At 54.3% G+C, this 19,562-nt stretch carries 23 protein-coding genes; 15 read left to right on the top strand and 8 right to left on the bottom strand.

Going from position 1 to position 19,562, the window contains the following annotated elements:
- Position 1: 1 nt before the first annotated feature.
- The gene (locus tag XYCOK13_RS10835) at positions 2-1,561 is read left to right on the top strand and encodes a M3 family metallopeptidase (protein ID WP_213412171.1); all 1,560 of its coding nucleotides are present in this window, start codon (positions 2-4) and stop codon (positions 1,559-1,561) included.
- On the opposite strand, the gene XYCOK13_RS10830 is transcribed toward XYCOK13_RS10835, so the two are convergent.
- Positions 1,558-2,676, bottom strand: a complete 1,119-nt coding sequence (locus XYCOK13_RS10830; RefSeq protein ID WP_213412170.1) for a class-II aminoacyl-tRNA synthetase family protein — start codon at positions 2,674-2,676, stop codon at positions 1,558-1,560. The genes XYCOK13_RS10835 and XYCOK13_RS10830 overlap by 4 nt on opposite strands.
- Positions 2,677-2,874: 198 nt before the next feature.
- Between XYCOK13_RS10830 and XYCOK13_RS10825 the strand changes: the two genes are divergently transcribed.
- The 4 genes from XYCOK13_RS10825 (at position 2,875) to XYCOK13_RS10810 (ending at position 5,876) form a co-directional block, all read left to right on the top strand.
- Positions 2,875-3,294, top strand: coding sequence for a VOC family protein (locus XYCOK13_RS10825; RefSeq protein ID WP_213412169.1), 420 nt, complete (start codon positions 2,875-2,877; stop codon positions 3,292-3,294).
- Positions 3,295-3,336: 42 nt separating this feature from the next.
- Positions 3,337-4,176, top strand: coding sequence for a phytanoyl-CoA dioxygenase family protein (locus XYCOK13_RS10820; RefSeq protein ID WP_213412168.1), 840 nt, complete (start codon positions 3,337-3,339; stop codon positions 4,174-4,176).
- 42 nt (positions 4,177-4,218) lie between these two features.
- A complete protein-coding gene (locus XYCOK13_RS10815) occupies positions 4,219-5,355 on the top strand; it encodes an aminoacyl--tRNA ligase-related protein (protein ID WP_213412167.1) in 1,137 nt (378 codons plus the stop codon).
- A 149-nt stretch (positions 5,356-5,504) separates the two neighbouring features.
- Complete coding sequence (locus tag XYCOK13_RS10810) at positions 5,505-5,876, top strand: VOC family protein (protein ID WP_213412166.1); 372 nt, start codon at positions 5,505-5,507, stop codon at positions 5,874-5,876.
- Between the two features lie 78 nt (positions 5,877-5,954).
- Here XYCOK13_RS10810 and XYCOK13_RS10805 read toward each other — a convergent pair whose 3' ends face one another.
- On the bottom strand, positions 5,955-6,770 hold the full coding sequence (locus XYCOK13_RS10805) for a phytanoyl-CoA dioxygenase family protein (RefSeq protein ID WP_213412165.1): 816 nt from the start codon (positions 6,768-6,770) through the stop codon (positions 5,955-5,957).
- Between the two features lie 13 nt (positions 6,771-6,783).
- A complete protein-coding gene (locus XYCOK13_RS10800; RefSeq protein WP_213412164.1) occupies positions 6,784-7,005 on the bottom strand; it encodes a hypothetical protein in 222 nt (73 codons plus the stop codon).
- A gap of 240 nt (positions 7,006-7,245) precedes the next feature.
- Between XYCOK13_RS10800 and XYCOK13_RS10795 the strand changes: the two genes are divergently transcribed.
- Both XYCOK13_RS10795 and XYCOK13_RS10790 read left to right on the top strand, forming a co-directional pair.
- Positions 7,246-7,881 (top strand): helix-turn-helix transcriptional regulator, encoded by a 636-nt coding sequence (locus XYCOK13_RS10795; RefSeq protein WP_213412163.1) that lies wholly within the window; start codon positions 7,246-7,248, stop codon positions 7,879-7,881.
- On the top strand, positions 7,856-8,638 hold the full coding sequence (locus XYCOK13_RS10790; protein WP_213412162.1) for an RnfABCDGE type electron transport complex subunit D: 783 nt from the start codon (positions 7,856-7,858) through the stop codon (positions 8,636-8,638). Before XYCOK13_RS10795 ends, XYCOK13_RS10790 begins: the two co-directional genes overlap by 26 nt.
- Positions 8,639-8,776: 138 nt before the next feature.
- On the opposite strand, the gene XYCOK13_RS10785 is transcribed toward XYCOK13_RS10790, so the two are convergent.
- Positions 8,777-9,688: a sulfite exporter TauE/SafE family protein gene (locus XYCOK13_RS10785; RefSeq protein ID WP_213412161.1), complete on the bottom strand. Its 912-nt coding sequence runs from the start codon at positions 9,686-9,688 to the stop codon at positions 8,777-8,779.
- Positions 9,689-9,851: 163 nt separating this feature from the next.
- On the opposite strand from XYCOK13_RS10785, the gene XYCOK13_RS10780 reads away from it, so the two are divergent.
- From XYCOK13_RS10780 to XYCOK13_RS10745, 8 genes are all read left to right on the top strand, one after another.
- Positions 9,852-10,667, top strand: a complete 816-nt coding sequence (locus XYCOK13_RS10780) for a sugar phosphate isomerase/epimerase family protein (protein ID WP_213412160.1) — start codon at positions 9,852-9,854, stop codon at positions 10,665-10,667.
- Positions 10,668-10,672: 5 nt separating this feature from the next.
- Complete coding sequence (locus XYCOK13_RS10775) at positions 10,673-11,620, top strand: aminoglycoside phosphotransferase family protein (RefSeq protein ID WP_213412159.1); 948 nt, start codon at positions 10,673-10,675, stop codon at positions 11,618-11,620.
- A gap of 13 nt (positions 11,621-11,633) precedes the next feature.
- Positions 11,634-11,993: an HAD hydrolase family protein gene (locus XYCOK13_RS10770; protein ID WP_213412158.1), complete on the top strand. Its 360-nt coding sequence runs from the start codon at positions 11,634-11,636 to the stop codon at positions 11,991-11,993.
- A complete protein-coding gene (locus XYCOK13_RS10765) occupies positions 11,990-12,724 on the top strand; it encodes a glycosyltransferase family 2 protein (protein WP_213412157.1) in 735 nt (244 codons plus the stop codon). The genes XYCOK13_RS10770 and XYCOK13_RS10765 overlap by 4 nt, the downstream gene beginning before the upstream one ends.
- Before the next feature lies 1 nt (position 12,725).
- Complete coding sequence (locus tag XYCOK13_RS10760) at positions 12,726-13,916, top strand: glycosyltransferase (RefSeq protein ID WP_213412156.1); 1,191 nt, start codon at positions 12,726-12,728, stop codon at positions 13,914-13,916.
- A gap of 101 nt (positions 13,917-14,017) precedes the next feature.
- Positions 14,018-14,287: an acyl carrier protein gene (locus XYCOK13_RS10755; protein ID WP_213412155.1), complete on the top strand. Its 270-nt coding sequence runs from the start codon at positions 14,018-14,020 to the stop codon at positions 14,285-14,287.
- A gap of 5 nt (positions 14,288-14,292) precedes the next feature.
- Positions 14,293-14,661 carry a VOC family protein gene (locus XYCOK13_RS10750; protein ID WP_213412154.1) on the top strand — a complete coding sequence of 123 codons (369 nt, stop codon included), beginning with the start codon at positions 14,293-14,295 and terminating at the stop codon, positions 14,659-14,661.
- Between the two features lie 13 nt (positions 14,662-14,674).
- A complete protein-coding gene (locus XYCOK13_RS10745; RefSeq protein ID WP_213412153.1) occupies positions 14,675-15,685 on the top strand; it encodes an SDR family oxidoreductase in 1,011 nt (336 codons plus the stop codon).
- A gap of 121 nt (positions 15,686-15,806) precedes the next feature.
- Here XYCOK13_RS10745 and XYCOK13_RS10740 read toward each other — a convergent pair whose 3' ends face one another.
- From XYCOK13_RS10740 to XYCOK13_RS10725, 4 genes are all read right to left on the bottom strand, one after another.
- Positions 15,807-16,832, bottom strand: coding sequence for a sigma-70 family RNA polymerase sigma factor (locus XYCOK13_RS10740; RefSeq protein ID WP_213412152.1), 1,026 nt, complete (start codon positions 16,830-16,832; stop codon positions 15,807-15,809).
- A 167-nt stretch (positions 16,833-16,999) separates the two neighbouring features.
- Positions 17,000-17,506: a chorismate--pyruvate lyase family protein gene (locus XYCOK13_RS10735; RefSeq protein WP_213412151.1), complete on the bottom strand. Its 507-nt coding sequence runs from the start codon at positions 17,504-17,506 to the stop codon at positions 17,000-17,002.
- Positions 17,507-17,528: 22 nt separating this feature from the next.
- On the bottom strand, positions 17,529-18,560 hold the full coding sequence (locus tag XYCOK13_RS10730) for a beta-ketoacyl-[acyl-carrier-protein] synthase family protein (protein ID WP_213412150.1): 1,032 nt from the start codon (positions 18,558-18,560) through the stop codon (positions 17,529-17,531).
- Positions 18,561-18,566: 6 nt separating this feature from the next.
- On the bottom strand, positions 18,567-19,514 hold the full coding sequence (locus XYCOK13_RS10725; protein ID WP_213412149.1) for a 3-oxoacyl-[acyl-carrier-protein] synthase III C-terminal domain-containing protein: 948 nt from the start codon (positions 19,512-19,514) through the stop codon (positions 18,567-18,569).
- Positions 19,515-19,562: the final 48 nt, after the last annotated feature.

Raw genomic sequence — 19,562 nt, 5'->3', positions numbered from 1 at the left:
AGTGACTTCAGGCGAGGAAGCATTCCTTAATACGATTAACACGCAGCTGGCCAAGCCTTATGCGGACAAGATGCATGCTTTGTGGATGCTGCTGACGAGCGGGGATGGACAATGGGCGCAAGCGTATGAGCAGCACGAACAGACATACCGGCAGCTGCTTGCTTCCCCGGAATGGCGCCAAGCAGTAAAAGCCGGATGCACGCAGACATCATCGCCACTGGCAAGAAGGCAGTGGACGGTATTGCGCAACGAAATGCTGGAGCATCATGAGGACGAGCAGCTGCGCGCACAGTGGGTCCGGCTATGGAACGAATTGAACGTCCGCATCAGTATGTACCGCACGACAATCGAAGGCCGTTCCTTGACCGAGAAGGAGACACGCATTCTGTTTCGCATGCTGGATAACGGCGGAAAGCGGAAGCAGCTCTGGCATGCGTATATGCGATTGGGCGAAGAGATAGCCGCTCCGCTGATTGAACAGGTGAGGATGCGCAATCGATTGGCCCGCGCGAGAGGGTTTCCCGATTATTATGCGATGAAGCTGGCTGCACAAGAGATGGATGGGACTGAATTGGACCTTATTGTGCGCCTACTGAAGGAAGAGCTGCAGACGTCTTACCGCAAGGTGAAGGAAGAAATCGATCAGGGCATTTGCCGCAGATTCGGCATTGCTCCTTCCGCGATTCGCTCCTGGCATTACCCGGATCCCTTCTTCCAATCGTACGAGCCCGAGACGCCGGCTGAAGCGATAGATCTGCACAAGTTTTCTGCTGGCGTGGCGAGGTGGTTGGAAGACCGGGGGATTTGGCTTGGCGACCTGGTGAAGCGAATGGATTTGGGCGACGGTGCAGGCAAGAGCTCGGCCAACTTCTGTCTGCCAATCGATCGAGGAAGCGATGTCCGTATATCCTGTCAGGTGAGTCATGATGACAGGGGAGCGCGCATCGTCCTGCATGAATTCGGCCACGCTTTCGCGGAGCTGGCTTACGATCCTTCTCTTCCTTTTCTGCTGCGACAGCCGGCTCATCCGTTTCTGAGCGAGGCTGCCGCGCTGCTGATGGAAAGACTGCTGTATGTTCCTGGCTGGCGGCAATCGCTTAACAACGAGGCATCCTATGTGCAGGAGAGGGACGGGCAGCGCGATCTGCAGGCTTCCCTGCTGGTGAAGCTATTTTGGACCATGACGCTTGTACAATTTGAGCGGAAGCTGTATGAAAATCCGGATGGGGAGCTTAATCGCTTGTGGTGGGAGCTCGTCGAGGAGTACCAGGAGATTGCGAGGCCGGAGGAATGGGATAAGCCTTATTGGGCAAGCAAGCCGCATCTCAGCACCTTGCCTGCCACCTACTACTATTATCTGCTGGGGGAAGTTGCCGCGTCCGAGCTCCAGCAATCGCTGGATAACCAGTACGGCGAATGGCACAACATGCGTTCTTTGCAGCATATGAGAAGGACGTTGTTCCAGCCGGGCATCTCGCGCTGCTGGAAGGACGCGCTGCACGCTTGCGCGCATCGTCCGTTGAGGCCGCAAGCGATTATCGGCCAGCTTCAGCTGGATTAGGTCGCGTTTAGAACGGCATGAACCTGTGCCGGCCATCGGGCATCGTCCGGACCGTAAGCGAGCAGCAAGGCATACACCCAGCGGTCGAGTCCGAAAGCGGCGCAGCCGGATTGCAGCGGATTCCCCCCGCGGTCGGTGACGCAGAACGGCTTGCACAAGCTGTCGCCCATATAATTGAACGAAGCAATCGAGAACGGGGGAGCCGCTTCCGGCGTTACGATCAATTCATATTTCAAATTAGCTGCCAGCTGATGCTGTCCTCTATCCGATTCATCGGAAAAGTAGAACAGATCGCTGGCAGTTTCGATTTTGCCAGGCAATCCGAGCGATGCGAACAGCGCCCAAGTCTCATCTATAAGATGCTTGCGCTGTGTCTCGACATAATCGTCATGGCCGAACAGCACGATTTCACGCATGCTGAATTCATTCAGCCGATGCTTGCCCAGACGCCATGGGGCTTCATGGCGATAGCAGCGCCCTCGGGCTGTCAGTGCCAGCGGCGCTTGCAGCCGGGAGCCGGCGAGCTCTGCGTAACAGTGAAAGCAAACGGCGGGGGCTAATGCATACGGACTGAGTCTGGCCAACTCGGGCAATCGCTCCGGCTGTCTGGCCTGCTTTAATGCATTCAGGCGGTGAGGGATTTCCGAGACCAGATGAATGTTTTGCGGGAAGGCGGGAATGTACCGGCACTTGTCCAATATGTCGAGCGGGATCATGGACGGATACTTTCGCTGCTCGCTGCCGTAACGCTCCGCCAGAGCAAGCAGTTTTCGGTCTATGCGCTCGAACAAGGCAACCGCCAAGCCGCGGCGCACCGATCCATTGTCGGCGAACGCCTCTTCTATGTCCGCCTGGCCTGTCCAAGCATGTCCATCCCGCTGCACATACATCCTCGAGGCGATTACCCGCTGGCTTCGTACCTCCTCGATCAATTGATGTACGGTCTCATCCAATTCCTCTTGATCGCAGCCTGGCAGCAAGTCAACCTGTATAGTTTGCGAGTGGTCATCCAGCCGGCATCCGGCAATTCCTTCAACGCTGTAGATGAGCTTGGCCAACAGCAAGTCGGCTTGCTTGCGGTTCAGCACATCGTCAATCACATAGCACTTCTTCAATATCCATGCTCCTCCCTGGTTATCCATCCATTGCTTGTTTTTAGTATAAAAGGCGTCAATCGGCGAGTATCGGTTTATGCAGGGGACTTTCGACCGAATCGGGTAATAGCAGGCGCAAGAAGCCATTCATCCCCGCAAGATTCGCACGCGAAGCAGAGTCTGCTCCCCGGCCTGATGCTACAATTCGGGTGAATGCGGATGAATGCCGGAAGACAAGCGGCAATCAACCTGCGCATTCGCCTGGAGTTTGAATCAGGGAGGGAGAAGATGGAGCAACCTTTGTTTGAGAGAATGGATACGGTTTTCTTGCGTGTTCGCGATTTTGAGCAGGCATTTGCTTGGTACCATCACACTTTGGGACTGCCTGTGATTTGGCGGACAGACATGATCGCCGCTCTCAGAGCGGGAGACAAGACGCCGATTACGCTGGTGAAGCAGGATGCCGTCGCTGAACCGCATCCTCTGTTCAATTTATACACCTCCAATATTCAGCAGACGTATGAACGGATGCAGGAGCGGGGAATAGCTGTAGGACCGCTTCGCGATTACGGCACGGTTCAGACATTTGATTTCACAGATGCGGAAGGCAATGTGCTCAATGTTTGCCATTTCGAATAACGCGCTTGTGTGCAACGAGTGCTCATGAAGGAGGGAAGCGATATGCCAGACACACCCATTGCATTCCAGGATAGACAGCAATTCGACGAGCAGGGATACCTCATTGTGAAAGGCGTTTATTCGAAGCGCGAGCTGGATGAGCTTCATCAGGAGTATGTCAAGATATGGACGGAATTGATGGCGCTCGGGAAAATTCGGCAAAATCGGGAAAGACCGCTGGAGAGTCTTTTTCCCAACCGGCTGAGAGACTTCCACCGCGATAACCCCGTGATTACAGCCTTCATGCTGAAGCAGGAAGCGATCGCCATATTGGAAAGTCTGCTGGGCGAAGAACCGCTTGCCATACAGAGCAACTATTACTTCAAGCCGCCAGGCACGAAAGGACTTGGATTCCATCAGGACAATGCCCATATCGGCATCGAGCCGGATACTTCTTACGCGATGTGGGTGAGCATAGATGCAACAGACGGGGAAAACGGCAGCTTGTTCTTCGTGCCGGGCACGCACAAGCTCGGGCTTGCGCCCTCGGAAGTCGTACCGGGCAGCAGCAATGCATACAGTTCCGAAATTCTCAGGAAGCCGGATGGCTACCAGCGCATACAGGTAGAGACAGAACCGGGCGATGTAGTTCTCTTCAACGGCAATATGTATCACGGGTCTTCCAAAAATGTTTCGTCCTATCGTTACCGGCGTTCCTTTGTCACGCATTTCGCCAGAGCAAGCGTCGAACGGATTGCATTGAATTACAGTCATTTGGTGAGCAAGCATGGCCAGCGGGTACGGAGGAGACTGAACTCCCGGCCGAAAATCATTGATGAATCGAGCATTTTCCAATACAGGGACGCTGCCTTCTATGATCAAATCATTCATGGCATTTTTTGATAGACGAGGGCTCCGCCCGAAGGAATGGAGAGGGTGTGTTGTATGATTTTTCGCTACCCGCTGGCCAGCGAGAAAAAGCGGGCGAAGGCCGAGCAACTGACCGATAGTGTCTATTACTTGTCCGAACACATTGTTGACGTACGTCTGCAAGCAGACTGCCTGGAGGTTGAATATGCGGGGGATGAGGAACCTGCCGCGTTCCAAGAAAGGCTGAACCGTTATATGCGAGTCGGCTTGCTGGCGAAATATGCCCCGAAGCAAATTTCCCATGACAACCGAGTGCGACAGCCTGCCCAGTCGTGGGCTGCAGCTGCCCGATCTTCGCTAGGAGGGCTTCAGTTGGAAGGGGACGAAGTAGGCCTTGCACAAGCCTTCGACCGGATCTTCCTGGAGATAGCCTTGAAGTCTGGCGCTTCGCAACGAAAATATCCTTCCTTGATGACAACGAAACAAATGAAAATGGGCGGGTATTTGGCGCACTTCCCGCAGCATATGTACGGCGTTAGCGAAATTGCGCATGACGATGCGGTGCTGAGGAGCTACAGAGAGCAGTCGGACGAACAGAAGGAGTCCGGCGCCTTTCTCCAGCCGAGCGGATATTTTCTCCAGCCTTGCCTCTGCTTCCATGTATATGAGGAGCTGGCGCGAACAGGGGTGAGTCGAGTAGAAAGCTTGTCCGTATATACGGCCGCCGGATCATGCTTCCGGCACGAGCATCGCAGCCGTTTGTCCCCGACGCGGCTGCGCGAGTTTGCGATGCGGGAGATCATTTATATCGGGGAGCCCGAGCGTGTGGCGGAGATCAGGGAGCAGCTGATTGGGCTGACCTGGTCGCTCTTCGAGGCATTGGGCTTACAGGGGTATATCGAAAGCGCAACCGATCCTTTCTTCTACGAGGATGACAGTGTGCTGATGTATCAGCAATCCGCGCATGCGCTGAAGTATGAGCTGCGCAGTGCGGGGAACGGGCAACCCGACTTCTCCATCGCCTCCTTCAACTTATGCGGACACGTGCTGTGCGAGGCCTTCGGGGTCAAGAGCTGCGGTCATGACCAAAGCAGCTTGCATTCAGGCTGCACCGGGTTTGGCATCGACCGTTGGGTACAGGCATTTCTTTATGCCCATGGCCGAGAATCCGGCCGCTGGCCGAAAATTATACAGCGCTATCTTCAAGGATGAGGCTTATCTGACCATCAGAAGTTGAAATCCACTCAGCTAAAACAGAGGAAATTGTTCGCCCATATGGGAAGATAGAGGTGTCGAACAGCACAAGTGAAATCTCCCGGGGCGTGCGGTTCGAAACTCTCAAATCGGAAGGAGTTTTCCCTATGGCAGTAAAAGTGAATTATATCGATAACGTGTTCTTGAGAACGAAGAACTACCAGGAAATGATTAATTTCTACAGAAGAACCTTCGATTTCCCTGTTGCGTACAGAAACGATTGTGTGGAGCGTCTGCAGGTAGGCGATCTTGCCGATCGCGCCATGATCACCCTTATCGATGACAACCACGTAGTAGGGGACCGTCTCTCTCTGCTCGGATTCCACGTATCGAACATTGAGGAGACCTTCAAGGAAGTAGGGCGCTTGAAAATGCACTGCGACACGCATATTCGCACGTTCGGTGAAAAGAATGAATTCCGTTATTTCAACGTAGTTGATCCGGACGGCAACATCATTTCGCTTATTGAGCCCGTGTAAGCCGGCCAAGAAGCGTGAATGAAAGACCGCCTGTTTCCCGGCACGGGGAGCAGGCGGTCCTTTCTGTTGTGCGGCTGATCATGATGTTGGCTTGCGAGAATGGATAGACGTCTTTCGCCGGTAGGCCGGATCGAATTGGAGCTTGTGCATCCGGTTGAGCTTGCGCTTCACGACGTTTCCATGCCGATCGTACAAATCCAAATAATGCACGTAAATCTTCTGGACGCTGCTGCCTACATAATGGGTGACGAAGGAACGGCGGAACCGGTACAGCGTGCGATTCGCATGGGAGCCATGGAGGACTTGACCGTTGAACAGAACGACATCCCCGGGCGAGGTGCTTACGTCAACGGCTTTATAGCCTTCCGGTACGCGGACCGCCTGACCGTAAGCGGACAGATGCGAAGGCAGCCTCGGAGGAATCAGCTCGAAGTGCTGCGTACCGGGTACAAACCGCAAAGCGCCATTCTCCGGATCTGCCTGATCCAAGCTGATCCAGACGGCCCAGGTCGTGCCGGGTTCCGCCCCAATGTCGTAATTGTCCTGGTGAAAGGGCAGCACATCGGCCCCCGGCGCTTTGAAGAAGCAATCGCAGCCAACGGCCAGCGGCTCTTCGCCCAACAGCTGCTCGGCGAGCGCAATATTTCGCGGGTCCAGCATCAATTGCATGAGCCGTTCATGCGACAGATGGCGGTCGCGGACGGGAGGATACAGGCTTGTCAACGGTCGGTTTGGCTGCTGTACGAATTGCTTGTTCACGACCGCATCAATCCACATATGATCGAACGCTTGACGGATGTCCTCTATTTCTTCCAACGCATACAATTGCTCCAGAACCAAGTAGCCTTCTTTATGCAAGAACCGCAGCTCATCGTCGGTTAGTTTGCGGATCATCGTTCATTCCCCCCTAATGCTGTCCGTCATGAATTTGGTCAGGATATAGTCGCTTGGCATCCACATGCCGGGCCACACAAACAGCGCTGCAAAACCAAGTCCCGAACAGCTCCCAGTTTTTTTCGTCTCTGTAGATGGGGCGTCTGCAGCCGAAATAGCTGCATTCATCAATCGGACTTGGGTCATCCGGATGCCGGTGGGACAAAGCGAATTCGGCGCGTTCATAGGTTCCCATTCCGAAGCCACCTCCTTTTTCCTAAGAGCATACAATATGCTCTCCCTCCGCCACTCGACTTTACTTGCTGCATCGACACCTTTCCACAACTTAAACCAAACTTTTAACAATAATTGCATAACGCGTGCGGCCATTCGGTTGTAAGATTAAATTGCTAGTAGCGATGGATGTACAAAAATGGGGAAAGGATGATGGGCATTGGACGTTCTGGTTCTATATCGAAGAAAGGGGTTGAATCATGTGAAGCTGTTGGATCACCAAACTGTAAAAGCCAAGCTGTATGTAACAGAGTGCTATCAGAATGCGATGGAGCTGGCAAAAGAGGCAAGCTATCAACTCATTGCGTTTTTGACGGATGAGCGGGCATTTCCTGACTCCTGGAAGGTTTATGATCTCAATATGGGATGTCCGACACTGGTGCTGACCCAAGTGAATCAATTTCATATGGGCTTGCTGAATCAATGGATCGATACATATTTGCTGGAAGGAGCCTCCCCTCGGGACAAGGCCATGCGCGAGTCGCTCCAGTATATCCACAACCACTTGTGCGACAGCAATTTGTCCCTGGATCAGGCCGCTGCACATGTGTATATCAGCAAATATCATTATTCGCGATTGTTTCAGAAGCACATGGGGGTGGGATTCAAGGAATATATCATGCGGCAAAGAATCAAACGGGCCAAGGTTCTGTTGAACGGCGGCGAAAGTGTAACGAATACTTGCTATATGGTAGGCTACAACGACTTGACGCATTTCTCGAAAGTATTTAAGCGCATGGTCGGACTGCCGCCTTCCAAGTATCGCGCGACGAACCAATCCAGAAACAGATGGAGGAGAGGAGAACAGTATCATGAGTCAACCGAAGTTGGATCCTAGATATTTCATTTTGGCATTCTTGTTAAGCTTTGTTGTAATGGGTCAATTGTTTTTGGATTTTTTTCAGAAATGGGATACCTTCTTTGCATCTGTCGCGACAACGATGCTGGTCGAAGTAGTGCTTTGTCGTTGGATTCGCAAAAAATGGATTTTTCCACTCAGCGCATTCATTTCCGGGATTGGCATTAGTCTGATCTTAAGCTCTTACCTGGTGTGGCCGTATGTGCTGGCCGCGGTTTTGGCCATTGCCACGAAATATGTGTTCAGGCTGGGAGGAAGTCATGTATTCAACCCGAACAATGTCGCTGTTGTTTTTGTCCTGTTCTTCCTGTCCGAATACGTGGTCACCACGCCCAAGCAATGGACAAATGATGTTTCCGTGATGGTCATTATCCTTGTTTTGGGGTTAGTCGCGGCATATGTGGCCGGAAGGTTGGATACGGTACTCGCCTTTGCAGCAGGTTTTGTGTTGTTTGCTTATGTCAGACATGCATGGTTCGACGAACCGCTCCTGTTCGCGTTTGGCCCGATGATGGGGGCATCCTTTCAGCTGTTTGTATTCTTCATGCTGACGGACCCGAAGACAACCCCGGCCCATTCATCAGCCCGCATTATTCTGGCATTCTGCATAGCGGCTGTGGATGCGTGGTTTCGCATTCATGCAATTACGAATTCACTCTTTTACGCTGCCTTTGTCGTGACGCTGCTGTTCGGAGTGCCCTATCGCTGGATGCTGCTGCGCAGACAAAGAACGTAAACATCCGGCAGAGTGCATCGGGGAAGCATGGTTTGCTCAGCCAACGATCCATAAGCTGCCGGCGGCAATAAAAATAGCGAAGCGGGAACGGGCTCTGCTTCGCTATTTTTTTGCCTCGATATACAGGTTTTTCGCTGTTTAGTACCAGCCTAGCTTGAAGCCCCAGCTGCCGATATCAAACAAGCGGCCGATCCCCCAATAGTAGAGAAAGTATGCTCCGCCTGCCGCCAACGCTATGGCGCTGACAAGCTGCGGCTGATGGGGACGCGTTTCCATCCAGCTGATGATTTTTCTTCTGAACAGGTATGCCAGCAGCACCATCAACACCACCATGACGGCGATCTGCCCCAATCCTTGCAGGCACATGACGAAGGCTGTGTACAACGGGTTGTTCGACGCGACCGCATAGGTCAGGAAATCGCGGAACACCGGGAACGGCCTGCCTACCGAGAACAATCCGACGAACACACCGAGAATGCCTGCTTTTGCGCTGGTTGAGGAGAAGAAGAGGACCAGCCTTTCGGGCAACCGCCGCACCATGCGGTTCAAAAATCCGAAGGACAATGCCGCCCAGACCAGCATGGCGATCCCTAGTAGCGAGAATGTTATTTGCGCTTGCAGAAGGCGCACTTCCCGCACGTTCAATTGCTCTACATAGGCTTTGCCCAACAGGCCGACTATAAATCCGTATACAGCGCTGATGAGCAAGACGGCAGCGGAGAAGACAAGCAGCGAACGCAGCGCTGTTTTGACGGGCGATTGCCCATTGGAGCACGTCAGGCTTGGAATCATGGAGAAGACGACACAGTTGCATGCGGTAAACGTGGCGGCGAGTCCGGCGACAGCGGCAAACAACATGCCAAAGCCATATCCGTTCATGCTGAATGATTGCGCCAGTTCAGCGGAGTCTCCAATCGTCTTGCCTGAGACAATGTTGCGGCCGAAGCCGTCTACCAGATGGTAATTCCAAAACCCCGCGATCAGGATGCCTGCCGCTACGGAGACCAGTGCCCAGATGAGGCGGCGTTGATAACTATAAGCATTTTCCATGTCCTTTCATCCTCCTTACATATTGCCCGTTCCCGAACATCGTATAGAATGCAACGGGATCTGCGCTCTGCTTTCGCAGTCAAAAGCCGAGATGCCGCGGCGGGCAGATTGCTATAATGACTAGCGATAGGCTGCAAGCAATGGGAAGGGAGGAGCACACGGCATGAGCCTGAGCCCGCTACGCTATTCCTATCAGATGACTCTTTGGGGGAACCGCTACAAGGAAGGCATGCAATATTTGCGCGGCACCATCGTGCAGGGAATTGAAGTAGGCAGCGCCATTCTGATGCGCTATGAGCGTGACGCCGCGGCATGGATCAGCTTGACCGAGCAATTCGGATTGCGGACATCCGCTGTATATGAATTCGGTCATTTCGATAACTGGCCCAAACGGCGCGAGATCTACTTGCACCACGACCGGGTGGCCAAATTGCTGGAAAAGGCCGATGTCCCGCTCGCCATTCTCGGTCCGGGCCTTCGGTTTCGGAAACAGCGCACGACGGAAGATAACGAGCGGCTGCTGCGCATGATTGCGGAGATTGCCAAGCGATATGAGGCGCATGGCGTACGCATGGCGATTCATCCGCATTGGGGTCACTGCATATTCGCTCAAGAAGACATTCACCTGGTGATGTCGCATACGCATCCAACCGTTGGACTCGTGCCGGATCTCGGTCATTTGGCGGAAGCGGGAGCAGATATCATGGCCGTTCTGCAGACATATCTGAACCGCATCCCGTGTATTCATCTCAAGGATTACGTGACGCAGCCGGCGGCGCCGTCCGGTCCGCACCAGCGGCGTCTTCGCTTCTGTGAAATGGGATACGGCATTGCGAATATCGTTCAGGTCGTCTCCTATTTGCAGCAGGCCGGATTTCCGGGCTGGTTGACGTTGGAGGCGGAAGAAGACATCCTGTCCACACCCGAAGCCGCAACGGAGGATATGCTGCAGTATGTAAGCCGGCTGGGGGTGGGGTGAACGCTATGGATTATTTCCGGATTCCTGCTCGATCGTTCAATAGCCTGGAGTATGATGATTCCCGCAATCAGGTAACGAAACGGAGTATGGACAAGGACAAGCTCAGAGACGAAATACGCTGGTATCTGCATGTGCCGGACTCCCTGCAACGATACCTGCCCCAGATCATCGATTTTGGCTTGGAAGATGAGCTGTATTTGACCATGGCGTGGGTGCGATTGCCTACCGTGCACCAGCTTTATATGGATAAACCAGACGACTGGAGGCTGATGGAAGCCATACTCGGACGATTGCAGGACGCTTTGGCCTGCATGTCCCTGCCTGCGGCTCCTCCTGCAATCACAAGGGAACAGCTGACTGAGATTTATGTGAATAAGACGATGCGCAGGCTGGTGCGGCTGCATCAGCAGCAGGAGTGGGTCCGGCACATATATGCCCGCGGCAGTGTCGTGTTGAATGGCAGCACTTATCCATGTCCGATTCGCTATTTGGAGGAGAATCCGCAGGTGCCTGCTATACTGCTGGAGCGCCCGGTTCCGCGCATTGTGCATGGAGACCTGTGCTTCCCCAATATGTTTTTCGATGAGCGGCAGGAGCAGCTGATTCTGATTGATCCAAGGGGAGCCTTTGGAGTGCCAGGCATATACGGTGACGGCCGATATGATCTGGCCAAGGTGCGCCACAGTCTGTCCGGCTATGACTGCATCATCGCCAACCGCTTTCAGGCCGATGCATCCGCGCACGGGCTGACAGTGGCTCTGGCTGTTCAGCGCAAGCAAGCGGCCTGGCGGGAGGCTTGGGACGATATTTGCGGGCCAAGCCTGGAGGAGATTCGCATGGCGGAAGCTCTGCTGTTCCTGTCGATGGCTTCGCTGCATGCCGACCATCCCCGCAGGCAAGTAGCCATGTATGGGCTGGGAACCAAACTGCTGTTCGACATTGTGGGGGAGTGAGGGAGCGTGAACGATGAGAATTGTTATTGATTTGGACGGCACCATCTGTCAGTTGAAGAAGCCGGATCAGTCCTATGCGGAAGTGCTTCCTTTGCCCGGCGCACAGCAGGCGATCCGTTCCTTGAAGAAGCAGGGGCACGAAATCGTGATCTATACCGCGCGAAATATGAAGACCCAGGGCGGCAATGTGGGCCGGGTTATGCAGCATGTGGGCAAGACGACGATAGACTGGCTGGTCGAGTACGACATCCCTTACGACGAGCTTGTGTTTGGCAAGCCCTATGGGGATCTGTATATTGATGATCTTGCATGCACGTTCCATACTTGGCAGGAAGTCATGCGCAAGCTGGCCCCTGAGGAGAAGGAGGAATGAATATCGTCATTCCGATCGCCGGGGAAGGACGCAGGTTTCGCCATGCGGGCTTTCGCTTGCCTAAAGTGATGCTTGAGACTGCGGGGAAGCCTATGCTGTACTGGGCTCTGGACAGCCTGCAGCCGCTGCTGGCTGACCATCGCGTGATCTTCGTCTGCTTGTCCAGGGATCTGCAAGCTTATTCGCTGGACCAAACCATTCTTGATTATTGTCCGCATGCAGACATCCTGGGGCTCGACGCTCCCACCCGGGGACAAGCGGAGTCGGTATGGGCAGCCCGGACTATTCTCGATAAGGATGAGCCGTTGCTGATCTACAATGGGGATACATACACGAAGATCGACGAGCGTTCGCTGCTTGGGTTTCATCAGGATGACGGGATGATTCCGGTTTTTCGGTCCAGTGACCCTGCCTTCAGCTACGTGTTGACCAACGGGGATGGCAAGGTAGTCCAGGTGCGCGAGAAGGAAGTGATCTCGGCTTGGGCAACGACTGGCCTTTACGGGTTCAGCCGTACAGAACTGTTTCTGGCTGCAGCGGAAAAGGCGCTCGCTGAGCAGCGCAAAGCAGATGGGGAGTACTACGTTGCCCCTCTTTACAACGATTTGATCGGACAAGGATATTCCTTTCGCATCGAACCGGTGAAGCTATGCCTGCCGATAGGGACGCCGGAGCAGTGGAGGTACTTTCAGTCCGTTATCCATTCGGGAAAAGGGGAAGGAGGCAGATGAAATGCGCCACGTATTTTTCGGCCTGAGCGGCGGCCTGGGGCCGATCCTTCGCAATGTGCCGACGGCAAAGGAATTTGAACGTGCCGGGATAGAGGTCAGCTTTAGCATTTACGGCGAATACGGCATTTCCTTGCTGCAGCGGCTCGGGCTTCCGGTACACATGGACGATGATCCAATTCGGCCTGGGGCCCGCTACCGGATACCGCCGCAGCCGATGTTTTATCATCTGGACCATTACTATGCCCAGATGGGCTTGTTGGACAAGCAATTCACAGCTGCTTGGGTACGCAATCGCATTCGCATGGTGGAACAAGCGAAGGCTGACTTGATCGTCTCCGACATGAGTCCGCATACGATAATTGCTGCCAAGGTATTGGGCATTCCGTCTATAGCCATCACGCAATCGTGTTTGCATGCAAGGGGCAAGCCATTGTTTTGGGGCCACCCGCCCCGCAATCTTCCAAGAGTCACTCCTGTGATCAATGAGATTCTTCGTTCGTATCGGCTTCCCGAAATTTCCAGGATGGAGGAGCTGCACTCGGGCGATCTGGATATCGCGCCAAGCATACCCGAGCTGGACCCGATAGGGGACAATCGCGTTATTCATGCCGGACCGATCAGTATGAATATGCATGAGACTCACCGCCTCGAGCTGCCCGATGGCCAAACGGGTATCCTCGTCTATCCGGGAAGAATGCGGGATGCTTCGGGAGAGACAGGCCTGCATTTGCTGAGGGCCGTATTTTCCGCATTTGCGAGAAAAAAGGTAACAGTTGTCGTTGCTACCTCCGAGGCGCTTCCGGCGTCGCTGCTGCGAAGCTGTCCCCGCAACGTGCGCATTGTGCCGACTTTCAATGAGGATATGCTGCATCGCTTCGATCTGTTCATTCATCATGGCGGGCACGGCAGCTGCCTGTCCGCGATTTGTCAGGGCGTGCCCTCCCTGATGATCCCCACGCAGCGGGAGAGGGAATTCAACGCCAGACAGATGCATCGGATTGGCGCGGGTGAATATATGATGCCGCTCACATTCACATCCGCACATCTGTACGGCTTGTCCATGTATATGCTGCATGAAGAGTACCGGGAGCGGGTACGGCAATTGCGGGACAAGGTCAAGAAGCGCCATTACGGGGGAGCGCGACTGGTATACGAGCATGCAGTCAGGCTCCAGACAGCCCATCAGCGCTAGAAGTGGAGCAACGAATGCCGAATGATAGTCATGAAAAACCAAGGCGTACAGACAAGCAGCGTGTAGCATGGATATAAAAGATTCAGGGGAGGGAAGGAACGATGGGTGCGGGCGATGTGAACAGCATGGTGAAGCAGACCTTGGCGCAATTGCTGGCGATGCACGCGGATCAGATCAGCGATCAAGATGAATTGTACGAGAATCTGGGGATCGACTCCTCTACAGTTGTCACCCTGCTGCTCGACTTGGAGCTGGCATGCAGCGTGGAATTTGACATGGAAGCGCTGCAGCCGGAGCATCTGGCAACGGTGGGGAGTTTGGCGGAATATATTCGGGAACTGCAGTCTGCCCAAATAGAGAGGGAGGGATAGGAAAGATGGCTTTTCAACGTATTGATTCTGTGTTTCTTCCAGTATCGAATGTAGAGAAATCAGCTCGGTGGTACGAGGACATTCTTGGTTTCACGCTGGAAATCCAGGATAAGAAGTGGAAGTACTATTCGCTGCGGCTGGATGGATCGGACAAGAATACTTGCCCGTGGGTTACGCTCTATGAACAGCATACCGTGCAGCCTGCTGATCATATGCCGTTCAATTTGTATACGCCGGACGGCAGTGAAGCGCATCAGCAATTGCAGGCGCGGGGCGTGAAGGTATCCGAAATGCTCCATACCGGCAGCATGCTGGTGTTCGAAGTGTTCGATCCGGATGACCACCGGATCGGCATTGTCAGCTGGCCCATGTAAGGAGGAGACTAGGGTGAGAATACTGGTCATTGGCGGAACGATATTTGTCGGGCATCATATAGTGGAAGCGGCTTTGCGGGCAGGACATGAAGTAACCTTGTTCAATCGGGGACAATCGAATCCGGATGCCTTCCCGGAGGCAGAGAAGCTGGTTGGCGACCGGAACAGCGATTTGACTGCGTTGAAGGGAAGAAGCTGGGACGCGGTCATTGACACGTCGGGCTATATTCCCAAGACAGTGAAGCGGCTGGCCGAATTGCTGGCGGATGCTGTGGAGCACTACACCTTTATTTCCAGCATTTCTGTATATAAGGAATTCATGATTCCCGGCATGGATGAGAATGGCCCGCTGCGGGAAATGGATGATCCGGACAGTGAGGACGTATGGAATTACTACGGTGAGTTGAAGGTGCTGTCCGAGCGGCATCTTGATGCGCTTATGCCGGGCAGGGCGCTTCATCTGCGCTCCGGTCTGATTGCAGGTCCCCGCGATCCGATGGATCGGTTCACATACTGGGCTGCCCGGGTACAACGCGGCGGAAAGGTGCTGGCGCCTGGTCAGCCGCAAGATCCCGTTCAAATTATTGACGTTCGGGATCTGGCCGAATGGTCGATTGCGATGGTAGAGGCGAGGCAGAGCGGTCCATTCAATGTCGTCGGCCCGGACTATCCGCTGACCTTCGGGCGGCTGCTGGCTGAATGCAAGGCTGTCTCCGGGAGCGATGCGGAGTTCGAATGGGTGGATTCCGATTTCCTGATGGACAAGAAGGTCATTCCTTGGGACGAAATGCCTCTCTGGAATCCGTGTCAAGGGGAAACCGCCAATATGATTTACTATTTGGCGCAGAGCAACCGGAAGGCACTGGCCCACGGGCTGCGCTTCCGGCCGCTTGCCGACACGATCCGCGATGTGCTGGCGTGGGATGCCACACGTCCCGCGGATCAAATCCGCAGCGCAGGCTTGGCTGCCAGGAAAGAAAGCAGGCTGCTGGCAGAGTGGCAGGCGCTCAAGAAACAAAGCTGACGCAAACACAATTAGGCCAGTCACAATATTCTGGCTGGCCTAATTGAACGCCGCCGCCTCCGCGTCGCAGGCTGCTTGGAGGACAGCGCCTCATATGTTCCAACAAGCGGCCGGGGGCGATTTACAAATAATCTTCCGGCTTGGCGCCGAACAGGGTAGCGTTGGTAATGCCGATGGAGTTGCCGTCCGGGTCCTTGATGCCGAAGCCTCCTTGCTTGCCCATGCCTTCAATGTAATTGATTTTCGACACCGTAAGCTTCTGATCGCTGCAGAATACATGGAATCGCTCCAGATCCGGCACATAGAAGTCGATGACACTATGTTCGACACCGGTGTGGCTGTTCTTGAAGGTGAGTCGTTCAGGGGATTCGGTCTCAACGAGATAAATCCCGGGTGCGCTCGTTGCGTTTTTGCCCTGCACGTGCAGCAGCGCGGCATTGTTCAATTCAACCCATACAGACAGCCCGAACGTGTTCGTGTACCATTCAATCGACCGCTTCAAATTAGAGACCGGAATTTCCACTGTTGCAATGCGCGGCGTTATGCGCCACATGACCTCGTCGTGAATCACCTGGTTGGTTTGCTCCACCTTTTCGTTCCCTGCTTTTTGTTCTGCCATGTCCATCAATTCCTCCTTCAATTTTTTTTTCGTTCGTTTGATCCTGCTTTCTACGGCACTCACGGACAAGTTCAGATGTCCGCCAATTTCCCTGGCGCTGTAACCATTCATGAAATACAGAATCGCCACAGAGCGATTGGACTCCTCGAGCAGATTGATCGCCTGCCGGACGCGATGCCGGGCATCGCGGCGATGCATGATCGTCTCGGCATTCTCGCCGTCGGTCAGATCGGCGGGCAGTTCGGTCGTCTCCACTAGCTTCGCTCTTCTGAGCCAATCCAGACAAATGCGCCTGACGATGATCAGCAGCCAGCTTCCGAATTTCTCCTGATCCTGCAGGCTTCCCAACTTGAACCATGCCTTCACGAACGCTTCCTGGGCCAAGTCTTGAGCCAAATGATGGTCGCGCACAATGTTCGAGGCGGCAGCATATACCGCGTTAGAATACTGGTTCAGCAAGGCGGAGTAAGCTTCTGTATCACCGCGAGCAGCCCTGGCCACGAGTTCGCGCTCATCGCCGGCTCCCATCCTCATCCCTCCTTCACTATGTAAGACGCAGCAAAAGCCGAAATCCGGTCGCAAAAAATATAAAAGTTTTTTTGCGCTGTATCTGATGACTACTATACAAAAGCGGATGAACAATTGCCAGAATAGCGTGAAATCTTTGTTTGGCGAGGGAAGCATGCGGTACTTCTTCAGCTTGAAGGGGGGGCCACATAGGCAGGATGGAAATGCTCGCGGACATACATCAGCGGCTCCGTTTCGTTCCACAGGACATAATGCTTGTACGCGAGCAGCCTATGCTCATCGTCGGCGGGATCGTTCGTTGATCCGCAACCGAGCAGCTGCCGCTTGCCCATGACAGGGTGGGCATCCCAAATCTTCCCGATTGGGAGGCTGCCGGACTGCAGCGCCTCCCATATCGGTTGAGGAAGGCTCGGCTTGCACACGACATAATTGCGCGAGATCCATTGCCCGGACGGCAGCAAGAGCATGGATCGGCGTTCCAGCAAGCGGCTGGTTGCATCCGCCGCAAGATGCTCTCGGATGGAGGGCGCAATCGAGGAAGCTGGAACGATATGCTGTTGTTCAACGGCAACCTCAAGCTTCTCATCCAGCATGCTTTCCAGCAAACGGGTTGTGGAGCCGTCGCTCATGAGCAGCATGCGGGATGCCGTTGCATTGGGCCATTGCGTCTCCATAATAAAGACCTCCTATTTGGATTTACTCGACTTCTGTCCGGCGGAGCAGCATCAGGCTGACGCGGGAGAGGGGCCCGGCCATGATTAGCAATACGGTCTCGCCGGGAAGGATCATCCCCCGCATTTCTAATTCATGCAAGCTGATTAGGCAGTCGCTGCCAAGCAAATTGCATGCCGGAGCATAGCTTCTCTTGTAAACGGAGATGCCTTCGAGCCGGGATGACAGTGTGTGGAGGAAGGCTTGGCTTATATGCTGCACGAGGGCATAGCGAATGGCGGAGAAGCTCCGGGAATGCTTGTCCTTGAAGCGTTGCAGCGCTGTGCAGCTGCGTTCAAGCAGCAGCTGTTCATGGAGACGGATCTCCTGCTCATTCCAGGCATAAGGCTGGTACGCAAGGTAAGGCCACTCCTCGATAATCAGATCGTGGATTTCCCATGTTCCATGCTCCGGGGAGCAGATGCATGCGGCCGCCGCATCCCCGTACGGATAATGATCTTGCCAGAAGCGAGGCATCGGCGGAGCAAGCTGATCGCTTACGACAACAATAGAACGGGCACCTGGCGGATCGCCTTCCGCGCTCATGCACATTAACATTTCAACCGCACAGGCGAAGGAGACAGACCCGCAACCGCTGATGGCCAGCGGTTGGACCTGCCTCAATCCGGCACGCTTCTTAAGCAAGAGGGCAGGGGTGAGATAAAAGCTCGGTTCAGGCGTATCATGCGCATAAATCAGGTATTGGCCGCTGCGTCTTATGCTTTCATCCAGTCCAGCCAGACGTTCCACCGCTTCGAGGGCAAGCCCGGCTGCGGAATGTCCGGGGGCGACAGGTACGCTGGAAGGAAGGGGAATTTCCGCTTCGTCGGAATCAGCAGTTTCGATTCCATATTCCTTGTACAGGGCAGGCACCGTATTTTGCAACAGCGTCCGTGTATCGGGAGAAGGAAGGACAAGGGGCGATGGAGCGCGTTCAGGCTGCCGCACAAGCGTATCCCGCTCGCCGAATCCATGCTCCTTAACAGGACAAGCTGTTAGGTGGGACAAATAGAACAAGGCTGCTCACTCCTTACGGACCGATCCATATTGAAACACTGTACAGCCGAAGGTGCTGCCCATGCCGACTGTCAGTGTAGCGTAGTAATCTCCCTTGCGCAGAATTTGATTTTGCAGGGCTGCCTCCAAATTAAGCAGGGGGTCAGCGTTATGCGCATGTCCAATCTCGGGGAGAGTAGGGAAATAAAATGTTTCCCGTGGTATGCCGAGCGCAGACGCGACGCGAATCCATGCAGTTTGATTCACATTCGCCGGGAAGATATAGGCGAGTTGATCTATGGCGAGCCCAGCATGCTTCAAGGCCTGCCGCATAATCTTGACCAAGCCGACATAGAACGACCGCTGAAACCACTCGAATTCACGCGGCTCTGCCAGGACGCTGTTGTAAAGGGTCGCGTCGGAATGAATGGCCGAGCTGACCAATCTGTGTTCGTGCGCATCCCGAGACAGCAGGACCGCTGCTGCCGCATCGCCGGATACTGTGCTGTCCTGCAGGTAGCGGCTGTTGGGCAAAAACATTTTGTCCGCCGCCAATAGCAAGACAGCCTTCGCACGCTTATGCTCCAGCAGCAGCTTCGCGGTATAAAAAAGCAAATCCAGTGAAGCGCAATTCATCTGCGACACGCTTCTGACCTTGGCGCCCTCCAACCCCCATTCGCGCTGGAAATCAGACAGCGGCTCTACGAGAAAAGGGGTAAACGGGTTGAATGTGTGCGTATGCAAAATCCAGTCAACGTGGCGCAGCTGCTCCGGATTTCTCCGTGCAACCATCCTTCCTGCTTGAGCCATCATGTGATCGGCGCGCAGCCTAGGCTCTACGGCGACTTGCCGCAGACCATAATCGTCTGTCAGCACGCGCAGCTGCTCTTCCGTGAGGCCAAGCTCCGTCTTCATGGAGCGTATGCTGCTTCTCGCTTCCGGCACATAGCAGGCGAAATCGATCCATCCGATCATGTCGTCCTCCTGTCAGGAAAAGAATGTGTCAGGGATAACGGTACAAGC

The organism is Xylanibacillus composti (assembly GCF_018403685.1).
Taxonomy (GTDB): domain Bacteria; phylum Bacillota; class Bacilli; order Paenibacillales; family K13; genus Xylanibacillus; species Xylanibacillus composti.
Note: the sequence above shows the minus strand (reverse complement) of the source record. Positions and strands in the feature narration are given on the sequence as shown.

Excerpts from the sequence above, each read along its gene's own strand:
- XYCOK13_RS10825 (WP_213412169.1), top strand. The coding sequence starts at position 2,875 with ATGAATGCCGGAAGACAAGCGGCAATCAACCTGCGCATTCGCCTGGAG.
- XYCOK13_RS10820 (WP_213412168.1), top strand. The coding sequence starts at position 3,337 with ATGCCAGACACACCCATTGCATTCCAGGATAGACAGCAATTCGACGAG.
- XYCOK13_RS10815 (WP_213412167.1), top strand. The coding sequence starts at position 4,219 with ATGATTTTTCGCTACCCGCTGGCCAGCGAGAAAAAGCGGGCGAAGGCC.
- XYCOK13_RS10810 (WP_213412166.1), top strand. The coding sequence starts at position 5,505 with ATGGCAGTAAAAGTGAATTATATCGATAACGTGTTCTTGAGAACGAAG.
- XYCOK13_RS10805 (WP_213412165.1), bottom strand. The coding sequence starts at position 6,770 with ATGATCCGCAAACTAACCGACGATGAGCTGCGGTTCTTGCATAAAGAA.
- XYCOK13_RS10800 (WP_213412164.1), bottom strand. The coding sequence starts at position 7,005 with ATGGGAACCTATGAACGCGCCGAATTCGCTTTGTCCCACCGGCATCCG.
- XYCOK13_RS10790 (WP_213412162.1), top strand. The coding sequence starts at position 7,856 with ATGAGTCAACCGAAGTTGGATCCTAGATATTTCATTTTGGCATTCTTG.
- XYCOK13_RS10785 (WP_213412161.1), bottom strand. The coding sequence starts at position 9,688 with ATGGAAAATGCTTATAGTTATCAACGCCGCCTCATCTGGGCACTGGTC.
- XYCOK13_RS10780 (WP_213412160.1), top strand. The coding sequence starts at position 9,852 with ATGAGCCTGAGCCCGCTACGCTATTCCTATCAGATGACTCTTTGGGGG.
- XYCOK13_RS10775 (WP_213412159.1), top strand. The coding sequence starts at position 10,673 with ATGGATTATTTCCGGATTCCTGCTCGATCGTTCAATAGCCTGGAGTAT.
- XYCOK13_RS10770 (WP_213412158.1), top strand. The coding sequence starts at position 11,634 with ATGAGAATTGTTATTGATTTGGACGGCACCATCTGTCAGTTGAAGAAG.
- XYCOK13_RS10765 (WP_213412157.1), top strand. The coding sequence starts at position 11,990 with ATGAATATCGTCATTCCGATCGCCGGGGAAGGACGCAGGTTTCGCCAT.
- XYCOK13_RS10760 (WP_213412156.1), top strand. The coding sequence starts at position 12,726 with ATGCGCCACGTATTTTTCGGCCTGAGCGGCGGCCTGGGGCCGATCCTT.
- XYCOK13_RS10755 (WP_213412155.1), top strand. The coding sequence starts at position 14,018 with ATGGGTGCGGGCGATGTGAACAGCATGGTGAAGCAGACCTTGGCGCAA.
- XYCOK13_RS10750 (WP_213412154.1), top strand. The coding sequence starts at position 14,293 with ATGGCTTTTCAACGTATTGATTCTGTGTTTCTTCCAGTATCGAATGTA.
- XYCOK13_RS10740 (WP_213412152.1), bottom strand. The coding sequence starts at position 16,832 with ATGGGAGCCGGCGATGAGCGCGAACTCGTGGCCAGGGCTGCTCGCGGT.
- XYCOK13_RS10735 (WP_213412151.1), bottom strand. The coding sequence starts at position 17,506 with ATGGAGACGCAATGGCCCAATGCAACGGCATCCCGCATGCTGCTCATG.
- XYCOK13_RS10725 (WP_213412149.1), bottom strand. The coding sequence starts at position 19,514 with ATGATCGGATGGATCGATTTCGCCTGCTATGTGCCGGAAGCGAGAAGC.